Annotated in this window: 11 protein-coding genes; 1 reads left to right on the top strand and 10 read right to left on the bottom strand. The window is 52.1% G+C overall.

Translation table 11 applies throughout. The features are described 5' to 3' along the window. The first annotated feature begins 632 nt into the window (after positions 1 to 632). A complete protein-coding gene (gene cspA / locus MKleb_RS17120) occupies positions 633 to 845 on the top strand; it encodes a transcription antiterminator/RNA stability regulator CspE (RefSeq protein ID WP_004849644.1) in 213 nt (70 codons plus the stop codon). Positions 846 to 983: 138 nt separating this feature from the next. Here the strand turns inward: cspA and MKleb_RS17125 are convergent, their stop codons facing one another. The 10 genes from MKleb_RS17125 to MKleb_RS17170 all read right to left on the bottom strand — a co-directional run bounded on the left by MKleb_RS17125 (position 984) and on the right by MKleb_RS17170 (position 11,927). Further along, on the bottom strand, positions 984 to 2,417 hold the full coding sequence (locus MKleb_RS17125) for an anion permease (protein WP_025106207.1): 1,434 nt from the start codon (positions 2,415 to 2,417) through the stop codon (positions 984 to 986). Between the two features lie 108 nt (positions 2,418 to 2,525). After that, a complete protein-coding gene (acnB, locus tag MKleb_RS17130; protein WP_025106206.1) occupies positions 2,526 to 5,126 on the bottom strand; it encodes a bifunctional aconitate hydratase 2/2-methylisocitrate dehydratase in 2,601 nt (866 codons plus the stop codon). A gap of 68 nt (positions 5,127 to 5,194) precedes the next feature. After that, on the bottom strand, positions 5,195 to 5,761 hold the full coding sequence (locus tag MKleb_RS17135) for an RBBP9/YdeN family alpha/beta hydrolase (protein ID WP_025106205.1): 567 nt from the start codon (positions 5,759 to 5,761) through the stop codon (positions 5,195 to 5,197). 32 nt (positions 5,762 to 5,793) lie between these two features. Then, entirely contained in the window at positions 5,794 to 6,666 is an 873-nt protein-coding gene (gene citG / locus MKleb_RS17140; RefSeq protein WP_025106204.1) for a triphosphoribosyl-dephospho-CoA synthase CitG, read from the bottom strand. Next, positions 6,641 to 7,189: a citrate lyase holo-[acyl-carrier protein] synthase gene (gene citX / locus MKleb_RS17145; protein WP_014228731.1), complete on the bottom strand. Its 549-nt coding sequence runs from the start codon at positions 7,187 to 7,189 to the stop codon at positions 6,641 to 6,643. Before citX ends, citG begins: the two co-directional genes overlap by 26 nt. After that, positions 7,186 to 8,706 carry a citrate lyase subunit alpha gene (gene citF / locus MKleb_RS17150; protein ID WP_014228730.1) on the bottom strand — a complete coding sequence of 507 codons (1,521 nt, stop codon included), beginning with the start codon at positions 8,704 to 8,706 and terminating at the stop codon, positions 7,186 to 7,188. Before citF ends, citX begins: the two co-directional genes overlap by 4 nt. 33 nt (positions 8,707 to 8,739) lie before the next feature. After that, on the bottom strand, positions 8,740 to 9,615 hold the full coding sequence (gene citE / locus MKleb_RS17155) for a citrate (pro-3S)-lyase subunit beta (RefSeq protein WP_014228729.1): 876 nt from the start codon (positions 9,613 to 9,615) through the stop codon (positions 8,740 to 8,742). Continuing rightward, a complete protein-coding gene (citD, locus tag MKleb_RS17160) occupies positions 9,615 to 9,905 on the bottom strand; it encodes a citrate lyase acyl carrier protein (RefSeq protein ID WP_025106203.1) in 291 nt (96 codons plus the stop codon). The genes citE and citD overlap by 1 nt, the downstream gene beginning before the upstream one ends. 24 nt (positions 9,906 to 9,929) lie before the next feature. Further along, the gene (gene citC / locus MKleb_RS17165; RefSeq protein WP_025106202.1) at positions 9,930 to 11,003 is read right to left on the bottom strand and encodes a [citrate (pro-3S)-lyase] ligase; all 1,074 of its coding nucleotides are present in this window, start codon (positions 11,001 to 11,003) and stop codon (positions 9,930 to 9,932) included. Positions 11,004 to 11,024: 21 nt separating this feature from the next. Continuing rightward, positions 11,025 to 11,927 carry a fumarylacetoacetate hydrolase family protein gene (locus MKleb_RS17170; RefSeq protein WP_048263141.1) on the bottom strand — a complete coding sequence of 301 codons (903 nt, stop codon included), beginning with the start codon at positions 11,925 to 11,927 and terminating at the stop codon, positions 11,025 to 11,027. Between the last annotated feature and the right edge of the window lie 65 nt (positions 11,928 to 11,992).

The following is an 11,992-nucleotide window of genomic DNA, read 5'->3' on the forward strand; positions in this document are numbered from 1 at the left end:
GAAAACGTGTCGGATTAAACGTATGGACTCAAAAGAAAGGGGGTATCAGCGATAGCGCCTGGTAATGAGAACGGGCCGGTAAAATTTTTAAGTGCATGCGTTTTTTCGGATTAATAATTTCATTAAGGCATGAATACCATTAATAAGCAAATGAAATTTTAGCCGTCCAGATACCCCGATGGGGATTAATAATGAGAAACGGCCTAAATTAATCGCGCTGCGACGGGTGATATGGCTTCACCGCCGGGTGAGCCTGTTCGGAAAAATAAAAAAACATTCTCTGCAGATTCATCCACGTCACCGCAACCAAAAATCGAGTTAACCCAATGAAATAGTGAAAGATATTATCATTACGCCATCAGCAAGTCGCTGGTGAATCACTCCCCCCTCTTCCCGTATCACTCTCCGCCCCGGCAATATCAATTGAAATAAGTCTTGCTATCCGCGGTGAAGTATGTGACTAATGATTGGTCGGTTAAGTACACAGACATAATAAAGCGGTTCAGTAAAGCAGTCCTCATCTTAAGTGTTATCCGTTGATAATTCTTCCTTTTGAGTTTCCTTATCGTTATTAATTAGATTCTGTGCGAAACCTTTTCGCCGTAAGGCTCAGATATGTTGAGGTATTATCAATGTCTAATAAAATGACTGGTTTAGTAAAATGGTTTAATGAGTCGAAAGGCTTTGGTTTCATCACCCCGGACAACGGTAGCAAAGATGTGTTTGTACATTTTTCCGCTATCCAGGGCGGCGGTTTTAAAACCCTGAATGAAGGCCAGAAAGTCGAATTCACCATTGAAGATGGCCAGAAAGGCCCTTCTGCCGGTAACGTCTTCGCCATCTAAGCTGCGCTTTATTCGCTGGCGGTAGATTTCAGCTTCGCTGCCGATGATGGACTCACGCCAGTTAAAAAACCCTGACATCACGTCGGGGTTTTTTCGTTATATCGCGAGCCGCCAGGTAATAAAAAAACAAGGCAGGCCTCAGAGTATTCCGTGCTGAATCAAAAAGCCCCACCACGGAATGCCGACAACCATATGCAGCAGAAACGTTAATAAAGCGATTATGGTCCCGGTTAACCACCAGGATTTAATATCGTTATAACCGGCGGCAAAGATAATCGGCCCGGCGGCACCGCCATAGTGCGTGATACAGCCCCCGTAAGAGTTAGAAAACAGGATGGCGAGCGCCAGCAGCGCAGGCGCCGTTCCGGTAACCAGTCCGACGGTGGCGAAGACGGGAACCATAGCCGCGACGTATGCACCGCCGGAGGCGAATAAATAGCGCACGACGATGCTTAAAAAAACAATAATCACAATGGTCGTGTTACCGGCGCCGAGGAAATCCAGATGCTCGGACATAAAGGCGGCAAGCCATTTAAAAAATCCCTCTTTGCTTAAGGTCGCACTCAGTCCAATAATGCCGCCGTACCAGATTAACGTATTCCAGCCGCCCTTATTTTGCAGCACATCATTCCAGCAAATGACATTCGTGAGCAAAGCGCCAGCCATGGCAATCACCGCAACGGAGGATTCATTCAGCCCCAGATAATGAGAAAATATCCAGCCAGAGAGTGCGGAGATAAAGACCACGATCAGCCCTTTCTCTTTCGAACTGATGGGCCCCAGGTCATTCAGGCCCGCAGTGGCTATTTTTACATTGTCTATTTCTTTTAATTGCGGGCGCACTATTTTGTAGGTGATATAAGGAATGACGGCTAACATCAATAGCCCAAGCGGTACCCCCGCCAGAGCCCACCCTACCCAGCTTATGCGGATATGAAAAATATCGGAAATTAACTGTAACGCTAAGGCATTTCCGGCAAACGCGGTCAAAAACATATAGCTGGTGGTTTTAGTCACCATATAGATATTCACCATCAGATAACGTCCGGCCTGACGCGGACTCTCTTTTGGCGTTGAACCTAACACCAGGGCAATGCTATTGATAATCGGGAATACGACGCCGCCGGCGCGTGCGGTGTTAGAGGGCGTCGCCGGTGACAGCATTAAATCCAACAGCGCCGTGACATACCCCAGCCGCAGGGTTGTCCCACCGAACTTTAAAATAAACCAGTACGCCAGACGTTTCCCTAATCCGGTGGTGACAAAAGCGGCGCTCAAAGTAAACGCGCTAAATACCAGCCATGTCGTTCCCGAGGAAAAACCGCTCAGTACATCCATTGACCTGACGGGGGAGTCATCAAATCGTGCCACCGTTAAGCACGACAAGCCTACCGCCGACAGCATGATAACCGGCTCAGGATAAGGCTTACTCACCAGACCTATAATGGATGCCAGGTAGATACCGGCCAGTATCCAGGCTTCTTTCGTTAATCCCGCGGGGGGTGGAATGATGATTGCTAATATAATAATAAAAATAAGCACCGCTATTTTTATTAGCTTTGACTTCAACATGCTTCACCTCGGCTACAATCCGTGTCATTAAAAGCAGAAGCCTCTTTCTTCTGAAGCTTCCGCTGAACAAGTGAGCTATTCACCGTTATTGCTTAATGCAGTAAAGAATTAGCCAGAGAATGTTTTAATAATATTTTTTCCATCATTCGTTGACTGATACTCTGGCAGCCGATCGAAGTTCAGGTAACGATAAATATCGTCCCTTGTTGCTTTGATTTTATCCATGTGCCAGAAATATTGTTCAACGGTCGGCATTTTCCCTATCATCGCCGCCACGGCGCTCAGCTCCGCCGATGCTAAAAAAACGTTCGCATCGGTGCCCAGACGATTCGGGAAGTTACGAGTCGATGTTGAAACAACGGAACTGCCCTGACGTACCCGCGCCTGGTTCCCCATACACAGTGAACAGCCGGCGGGTTCGATTCTGGCGCCCGTTTTTATAAACTGATTAAAGTAGCCTTCACTGGCAAGCTGACGCGCATCCATTTTCGTCGGCGGAGCCAGCCACAGCCGTACGGGTATCTCGCGGGCGTCGGCAATAATTTTACCGGCGGCGCGGAAATGGCCAATATTCGTCATGCAGGAGCCAATAAAGACCTCATCTATCGGCGTACGCGCGACTTCCGACAGCAGCCGGGCGTCATCCGGATCGTTCGGCGCACAGACGATGGGTTCGGTAATTTCCGTGAGATCGATCTCAATCACCGCGGCATATTCGGCGTTCTCATCGGCCACCAGCAGCGACGGATTCGCCAGCCACGCCTCAATTTCCGCAATTCGCCGCGCCAGCGTGTCGGCATTTTCATAACCCTGATTAATCATCCAGCGTAGCAATGTGGCATTGGAGCGCAGGTATTCCGCCACGTTCTCCTCTTCCAGACGCAGCACGCACGCCGCTGCGGAGCGTTCGGCCGAGGCGTCGGCCAGTTCAAAGGCCTGCTCCGCTTTCAGCATCCCGAGCCCTTCGATTTCCAGGATACGGCCGGAGAAAATATTGATCTTATTTTTTTTCTCCACCGTCAGTAATCCCTGCTTGCGGGCATAGAGCGGAATAGCGTGAACCAGATCGCGCAGGGTTATCCCCTGCTGCATCTCTCCCGTAAAACGGACCAGTACGGACTCCGGCATATCCAGCGGCATAATGCCCGTTGCCGCAGCAAAGGCCACCAGCCCGGAGCCCCCGGGAAAAGAGATGCCAAGCGGGAAACGGGTGTGCGAATCCGCCCCGGTCCCCACGGTATCAGGAATCAGCATACGGTTAAGCCAGGAGTGGATAATGCCATCACCCGGCTTCAGCGCCACGCCGTTTCGGCGGCTGATAAACTCGGGCAGCGTTTCATGCAGCTTCACATCAACCGGCTTGGGATAGGCCGAAGTATGGCAGAAAGACTGCATAACCAAATCAGCGGAAAAATTCAGGCAGGCCAGATCGGTAAGCTCATCGCGCGTCATTCCTCCGGTGGTATCCTGCGAACCGACGGTGGTGACTCGCGGCTCGCAGTACTGTCCTGGTCGGATCCCGGCAACGCCGCAGGCTCTCCCCACTATTTTCTGCGCCAGCGTAAAGCCGGCGGCGGAGGGTGCCGGCGCTTTCGGCCGGCGGAAAACGTCGGAGGGCGCAAGGTTCAGTGATTGCCGCGCTCTGGCCGTCAGGCTGCGGCCAATAATCAGCGGAATGCGCCCTCCGGCGCGCACTTCATCCAGCAGAACGTCCGTTTTCAGGGAAAATGAGGTGACAGGACGCTGGCTGTGGGCTTCGCAAATTTCCCCGCGATACGGATAGAGATCAATCAGCATTCCCGTGGATAGCGCGGAAACATCCATTTCAAGGGGCAGCGCGCCGGAATCTTCCAGGGTATTAAAAAAGATGGGCGCAATATTGCCGCCAAAAACAAAGCCGCCGCTTCGTTTATTCGGCACCCATGGAATATCGTTGCCAAGGTGCCATAAAATAGAGTTAGTGGCCGATTTTCGCGAAGAGCCGGTGCCGACGACATCGCCGACGTAGACCAGCGGATAGCCCTCTTTCTTTAACTGCTCTAGCTGTCGTATCGGCCCGCGGCTTCCCGGTTCATCCGGGCTGACGCCGTCGCGCGGATGACACAACATGGACAAGGCATGCAGAGGAATATCCGGACGTGACCATGCCTCGGGCGCAGGGGACAAATCATCAGTATTGGTTTCCCCCGTCACTTTGAATACTTTCAGCGTGATCTTCTCCGGCAGCGCCGGACGACGTAAAAACCATTCGGCGTCGGCCCATGACTGAATCACTTTTTGCGCCCAGGCATTTCCTTGTTTCGCCTTTTCTTCCACATCCTTAAATTTTTCAAAAATAAGCAGCGTGGCGCTTAATTGTTCCGCTGCGCTGCTGGCCCAGCGGGGATCGTCCAGTAAGTGAATGAGCGGTTGAACATTATAACCGCCCTGCATGGTGCCCAGCAGTTCAATAGCCTGCTGAGGCGCAATAATACTCGCCGGGTTTTCTTCTTTGATCTGCTGATAAAGAAAATCGGCTTTAATCTTCGCCGCCGGATCGACGCCCGGCGGCACGCGATGCGCTAACAGCTGTACAAGGGCATGTTTATCATCGCAGGTCTTGCTGGTCAGTAATGTAATTAATTCTTGCGTTTGCTCAGCGGTTAACGGCTTCGGTGGAATATTTTTTTCAGCGCGTTCGTCCACATGCTTATTATAAGCTTCTAACATATGCTCTCCGTTTCAGATGTTATTTATCTGAAGGTTGTTTATGTAATAGCGATATTCGGTTGGTAAAATTAACTTTTAATAAATTGCGGTAAGCCTTCACAAAATTCTGCTAACTGCTCCAGACCATAATTCCAATCCCCGAATCCGGACTCAGCATTAATATGCCCGGCGTCACCCAGATCGATTAACCGCCCTCCCCAGCATTGCGCCCAGTACTGCGCTCGCTTAAAGGTCATTAACGGATCGTTTCGGCTGGCAAACAGGAGGCTGGGCACCCGCAGCCTCTCGGGAAGTACCGCCTCGTCCAGTTCGAAGAGCGATGGCTCCGCAGGCGCAACCATGACGATACCCGCGATGTTCACCTTTTGCGTCTGAATCAGGCGACATGCGGCGAGCGCCCCAAAGCTGTGGCCGACCAGCACGGCCGGCCGCTGACAGGTAGCCAGCTCCCGACGGATAGCGGATACCCAGGCATCGATATCCGGCTCCAGCCAGTTCCGCTGGCTTATCCGCTTCCAAAAAGGAAAACGACGACTCCAACAGCTTTGCCAGTGATGCTCATCGCTGTCTCGCAGGCCCGGTACCAGAATAATCGTCAACTTCTCGCTGAGCTGTTCCAGACGTTGGGTAGTCATAAAGCCTTCCTCTCCACGTTCAGTACCGCCCGTCAGGCCGGGTAATGGGAAAGTACCCAGCCAACGGCAAGGAGATCCGCGCTGCCGCCAGGGCTAATATTTCTGTCAATCAACGCCTTATCCATGTGTCTCAGCGCTTTTCTGAGCTTTTCACCCGCCAGGTGTTCTATCTTCAGAACGCGTTGCGCATAGCGCTGCACATACTGCAGGCCGCTCAGCCCGCCCCGGGACACCACATTGGTATCGGGGTTGAAGGCCATCAGGGCCAGCAGCATCCTGAGCAGCGCATCCTGCTCAGATAACCCCTCCCGCCGCGCTTTCTGCCACTGCGGCAGCCCGAACTGCCTGACGGTATAAAAGCCGTTCTCAGCCTCACCTCGCGCGCCGCTAAACCCGAAGCGCTGAAAAATATGCTCGCCTTTGGTTTTAGCGAGGCCCTTTCTTTTCAGTTCCTGGCTAACCAGGCCCGCGCACATCGCGCGGGTTTCCTCGCACAGATTGCGCTGGCTAAGCATCTGGTTGCGCTTAACAAGACGCCCAGCGGCGGCGCACAGCAGGCCGAGGGAAAAAATGCCGCCTTTGTGGGTGTTTACTCCCCCCGTGGCGTTAAACATCGCCTGTTCGCAGGCCAGTCCTGTGGGCCTTATCGCCAATAGCGTCTGCGGGGCAGGCAAATCCGCCGTCGCCTTTCCCTGCGCAAAAAAGCGCGGAAACCAGGGCGAGACGGCGCGAATACTGGCCATAAACAGGGCGATGTTCATATCACGATGCGCACCATTGTTCTCGCCATCAACCAGCCCGGGCTTTGGCGTTAATCTCACTTCCCGATACATCGCCTCGGCAGCCAGCCAGGCGATGCTTTCCCGTTGCTCAGCCCGTTCAGCGTTGACCGCGAAAATAGTCATAGGCTAAATCCTCAATCACTTGCGCAAGTTCATTCTGAGAATGACGGCGCATACGGGAACATACGTGGGCAGCCTCATTGCAAATGAAGCATTTGCGCATCGGCTGTCGGATCGCGCTGCGCTTAATTAATCCGGATGTGGGACAAAAAACATCGATATCCCACAGACGCCCGAGAGGATGATGATCTTCAAGATGCGCCGTCACGTGCTTGATCATCCAGGCTGGCGCCGCTACGGACCAGAACGCTTCGGGCCCGGTGGGCTGAAAACGAACGTCGTGTCTGGAAACGCCCCAGCGATGTTTCCGCAGCAGCTGGCTGAACGCGTCCGTCGCCTCCGCCATAACCTGCCGGGCAAGCGGCGTATCTTTTACCTCTCCGGGCCAGACGAGCGTGGTGGATACCATCGGTTGTTCGAAGCGGCGCAGCCACGCCTGTTGTACACTCGCGCGCGCTTCTCTGGCTTTGAGGACTTCCTCAAGGGTGAGAGGGGCGCAGGAAGCGTTTGTTGTTTCGCCGATCATTCTTTCACCTGCCTTACCACGTCAATGACGCTGCCATCGCGATAACGCACGACGCCGACAATGCGCGAGGTAAACTCAATAGGTTTGGGCTCGCCAGAAATCACCAGCGATGTCTGATAAAGCGCTTCGATGTCAACGACCGGCAAACCGGCCGCCGTCAGCCTCTCTTTGACTTCCGGACGGGCAGGATTCACGGCAATGCCGTGGTCGGTGACGAGCACGTCAATGCTCTCTCCCGGCGTTACGCGGGTCGTGACGTGCCTGACGACGGTGGGAATGCGGCTGCGGATCAGGGGCGCGACCACGATAGTTAAATTTGCCGCCGCCGCGACATCGCAATGTCCGCCCGATGCCCCGCGCATCACGCCGTCGGAGCCGGTCAGTACGTTGACGTTAAAATCCGTATCAATTTCCAGGGCGCTTAAGATGACGATGTCTACGCGGTCGCAGCAGGCGGCTTTCGCCGCCGGGTTGGCGTAAACGCTGGTCGAGATTTCAACGTGGTGCGGATTTTTCGCCAGCGACTCCCCCGCCGCGCCATCAAAACTTTGTGTATCCAGCAGCTTAGTAATCAGCCCCTTTTCATGCAGATCGACAATGCTGCCGGTAATGCCGCCTAAGGCAAAGCTGGCGACGATATTGTGTTTCCTCATGCGGGATTCCAGGAATCGCGTACAGGCGGTGGACGCCGCGCCCGATCCCGTTTGCAGAGAAAAGCCATCGCGAAAATAACCGGAATGCTCAATGACGTCCGCAGCAGACCGCGCGATCATCAGCTCTCGCGGATTGCTGGTCACGCGCGCGGCGCCAACGCTGATTTTCGCCGGGTCGCCTACGCTGTCGATTTTGACAATATAATCAACCTGATCCTGAATAATGCTGGCCGGCATATACGGAAACGGCTCAATGCTTTCCGTCAGCAAAACCACCTTGCGGGCATATTTTGCATCGACCATCGCGTAGCCAAGCGAGCCGCATCGGGATTTGCCGCCGCTGCCGCTGGCATTGCCATATTCGTCGCAGCAGGAGACCGCCAGGAACGCGACATCAATATTAATTTCACCCTTTTCAATCAGATTGACCCTGCCGCCGTGCGAGTGGATCTGTACCGGCTCCTCCATCAGGCCGTGTGAAATCGCATCCGCTAATTCACCGCGCATCCCGGAGGTATAGATTTTGCTAATAACGCCGTGTTTAATATGCTCGATCAGCGGCGCGTTGCAGGTCATCAGGGAACTTGACGCCAGCGTCAGCCCTCGCAGGCCTTTTTCCGCCAGCCTGGCCATAACGTAGTTAATCACTTGATCACCCTCGCGGAAGGCGTGATGAAATGAAACGGTCATCCCATCGCGTAAATCGCAGCGCGATAAAACTTCATCCAGCGTGTCAAAAAGTTTGCGCTGATATTTTTGCCGGGTATCCGCAAGATAGGGCGTATGGGTATTTGCGCCGGAAAATACCTCATACTGGTGCTGGGCGCCGGATATATTATGAAGGGCTTCGGTTAATTGATTCATAGTTAAATCCTGTTGCTGGTGACTGAATGGAGATTATTGCCGGATGCCGGAGGCATTTTTACGTTCAATAACCACCCGGGCATGGTTGATGATCGGCGCGTCAATCATTTTGCCGTTCAGTGAAATCACCCCAAGTCCGCTACGCTCCCCTTCTTCGGCCGCGGCAATAACACGCTCCGCGTAATCAACTTCTTCCTGAGTGGGGGCATAGGCATTATGTAAGATCTCTATCTGCCGCGGATTAATAAGCGACTTACCGTTAAAGCCCATACGTTTAATCAAATCCACTTCTTTCAAAAAGCCGGCCTCGTCATTAATATCGGCATAGACCACGTCAAACGCATCAATACCTGCCCCGCGGGCCGCATGTAATACCGCGCAGCGCGCGTAAAACAGCTCGGTACCGTCGCCGCGTTCCGTTTGCATATCCATGACGTAATCAAACGCCGCCAGCGCAATCCCCATCAGGCGTTGAGAGGACCTGGCGATAGCGACGGCATTAATGACCCCCACCGCCGATTCAATCGCCGCCATCAGCTGCGTAGAGCCCACCGGGCGGCCGCAGCTCTCTTCAATACGCACAATTTCACGCTCAAGCTGGTAAATATCTTCCGGCGTATCGGTTTTGGGTAAACGGATAACATCGACGCCGGCGCGCACCGCCGCTTCCAGGTCTTTTAAGCCAAATGGCGTATTCAGCGGATTAATCCTGACAACGGTTTCAATATCTTTATACATAGGATGCTGTAGCGCATGGAACACCAGCAGCCGCGCGCTGTCTTTCTCTTTCAACGAGACCGCATCTTCCAGGTCAAACATGATTGAATCGGGTTTATAAATAAAGGCTGTTGAAAGCATAGCGGCGCTTGAACCCGGTAAAAAAAGCATGCTACGGCGTAATTTTTTCATCATAATTTTTCCCACACAATTTCGCTGCTGGCCGTTCCCCGTAAAATCGCCGCCTGCATTCTGGCGCGGATAACGCAGTCCAGCGCGCCCTTATCCTCAACAATAATTTGCCCCTGCGTAACGTTTAATGCGGAAAGTGTTTCATTGACCACTGCCGTAATCTGCTCACCAAATTGTTTGTACACTTCGCTGTTGATAGTAATATCGAGCCTATCATCGTAGGGGCTGACTTTGACAACCAGGTCGCTGGATTCCAGCGTCCCGGCGATTGCCGCATGTAATATTTTCATATAAATATCCTGAACAATGATATATTAAGCATCAACCATATCCAAATCGGGCTGCTTAGATTGATTCGCTGATAACCATTTATATAAATAAGGTATCGTAGTTGCAGGCACCATACTTTTAACGGTGTGCATATCTTCGTGACTTAACAATTTCCTGACCGCAGAGGCGGAGATGGGAAGATTATTCATATCGGTCATCCGCTGAATCTCATTCACCTTGATACTGGCGGCAGGTATTGTCATCTCATCCTCCAGCCAGTGATGCATTGCGTCATTATATTGCGCGGTCACCTTACAGAAGGGTTCAGTACCAACAAAGCGCTGATTAATATTTAAAGCCGGTGCAATGTAACGGCGGAACATAAGCAAATCGATTGCGGCATACACCTCGTTAATAATTTGTTTTTCTTTGAGAAAGTAACCGGGGAATGTTCCTCGAGAAATAATATATTTTGAGCCAGGATGGACCGTAATATTAGGCAGATGCCGTGACCCCTCCTGAACCATGGCAAACCGTTGCCGAAAGGAAAACGTGGACAGATCTTCCTCAACGACAAAGACATGCAGCCAGTCGCACGCTTTTGCAGCCTGCTCAATCAGATACTGGTGCCCTAACGTAAAGGGATTTGCATTCATCACAATCCCGCCGATATTTCCGGCCATCACCAAATGCTGGCCCCGCAGTTGGCGGCAGTAGCGATGGATGCCAACCGGCGAATTCTCCATCAGCGTCGCCCTGTTATCGAGGGTGACCAAAGGATAAAATCCGCATCCCTGGAACGACCGCACATTATCCGGACACGTCAGGAGAAAAAGCTGATGTTCGCCGTTCTGAACAGCCTGCAGCTCCGCTTCATGAATGATCTTCAGGCCTAGCGCCGTCCCGCGCCACTCTCTGGCAACCGCAATGCATTTTAATGTATTCCCCGCAAGCCCGGCGCAGGCAACCAGCTGCCGCTGGCAGCGCGCGACAACAAATTGCTCAATGTCGCCGTCGATGCCTAATCCATTGTTCTTCAGAAAGAGAATAATTTCGTCTCTGAAGGTACCGTTGCTAGTTTCCACTTTCTCGAATTCTAGCGTTTGGTCGGTGTACATCTTGTTTCTCCTACCCATACCTTAATGAGCGTCAAATAATCTTGTCTGAGCCCGCGGAGACGACGACATCTGCAATTCGTGCTGCGGTTTTGATTCGACAATCGTATTCATGAGATGCCCAATATTTTCAATTACCACCTCGACCCGATCGCCTTCGTGCATAAAGAGTGGGGGCGTTCTTTTTTTACCGACGCCGCCAGGGGAGCCGGTAATAATGACATCGCCGGCGCTGAGCGCCGTAAAAGTACTGATATAGCTAATCAGATCGGCAACTTTATGGATCATACTGCTCGTCGAATCATTCTGAACCATAATGCCGTTCAAATAGGTTTGAATAGACAAGCGGTGGGGATCGGGTATTTCATCAACGGTTGTCAGGCAGGGACCAAACGCGCCGGTCTGCCGCCAGTTTTTCCCGGCGGTAAACCAGGCATGCTGCCAGTCGCGCACCGATCCATCCATATAGCAGCTATAGCCTGCAACATGGCTCAGGGCAGCGTCAGTATCGATATTCATACCCGGTTTGCCAATAATAACGGCCAGCTCACCTTCATAATCAAATTCATTGGATAGCGCGGGTTTTAATATCGGCGTTGCATGACCGGTTTGCGAGTCAGGAAAACGAATAAAGAGGGTCGGCGCATCGCTGGTTTCAGAAAACTCTTTTCTTTTTTCCGCATAGTTCATACCGACGCAGAAAATTTTCCCTGGATTTTCAATGACCGGTAAAAAAGTAATATCAGCCATCATGACATCGACCGGATAATTAACATATTGGCCGGCGATATCAATAGCACCCCACTGCAGTAAGTCCTTCAGCGTACGATATTGATGACCAATCTTGCTACCCAGGTCAATAATGCCTGTATCCGTCAATATTCCATAACTCTTACGACCATGATGAACATAGCTTGCTAATTTCATGATGACACCTTACTAACATTGAATTTCTTTACTCACGCCACTGGAGATGACGTGAGTCATTCACT

Origin of the sequence: Klebsiella sp. PL-2018 (genome assembly GCF_019048985.1) — a bacterium.
Lineage (GTDB): Bacteria > Pseudomonadota > Gammaproteobacteria > Enterobacterales > Enterobacteriaceae > Klebsiella > Klebsiella michiganensis.

What these genes read in the sequence shown, in the direction of transcription:
- cspA (WP_004849644.1), top strand. Translation starts at nt 633, where the DNA reads ATGTCTAATAAAATGACTGGTTTAGTAAAATGGTTTAATGAGTCGAAA.
- MKleb_RS17125 (WP_025106207.1), bottom strand. Translation starts at nt 2,417, where the DNA reads ATGTTGAAGTCAAAGCTAATAAAAATAGCGGTGCTTATTTTTATTATT.
- acnB (WP_025106206.1), bottom strand. Translation starts at nt 5,126, where the DNA reads ATGTTAGAAGCTTATAATAAGCATGTGGACGAACGCGCTGAAAAAAAT.
- MKleb_RS17135 (WP_025106205.1), bottom strand. Translation starts at nt 5,761, where the DNA reads ATGACTACCCAACGTCTGGAACAGCTCAGCGAGAAGTTGACGATTATT.
- citG (WP_025106204.1), bottom strand. Translation starts at nt 6,666, where the DNA reads ATGACTATTTTCGCGGTCAACGCTGAACGGGCTGAGCAACGGGAAAGC.
- citX (WP_014228731.1), bottom strand. Translation starts at nt 7,189, where the DNA reads ATGATCGGCGAAACAACAAACGCTTCCTGCGCCCCTCTCACCCTTGAG.
- citF (WP_014228730.1), bottom strand. Translation starts at nt 8,706, where the DNA reads ATGAATCAATTAACCGAAGCCCTTCATAATATATCCGGCGCCCAGCAC.
- citE (WP_014228729.1), bottom strand. Translation starts at nt 9,615, where the DNA reads ATGAAAAAATTACGCCGTAGCATGCTTTTTTTACCGGGTTCAAGCGCC.
- citD (WP_025106203.1), bottom strand. Translation starts at nt 9,905, where the DNA reads ATGAAAATATTACATGCGGCAATCGCCGGGACGCTGGAATCCAGCGAC.
- citC (WP_025106202.1), bottom strand. Translation starts at nt 11,003, where the DNA reads ATGTACACCGACCAAACGCTAGAATTCGAGAAAGTGGAAACTAGCAAC.
- MKleb_RS17170 (WP_048263141.1), bottom strand. Translation starts at nt 11,927, where the DNA reads ATGAAATTAGCAAGCTATGTTCATCATGGTCGTAAGAGTTATGGAATA.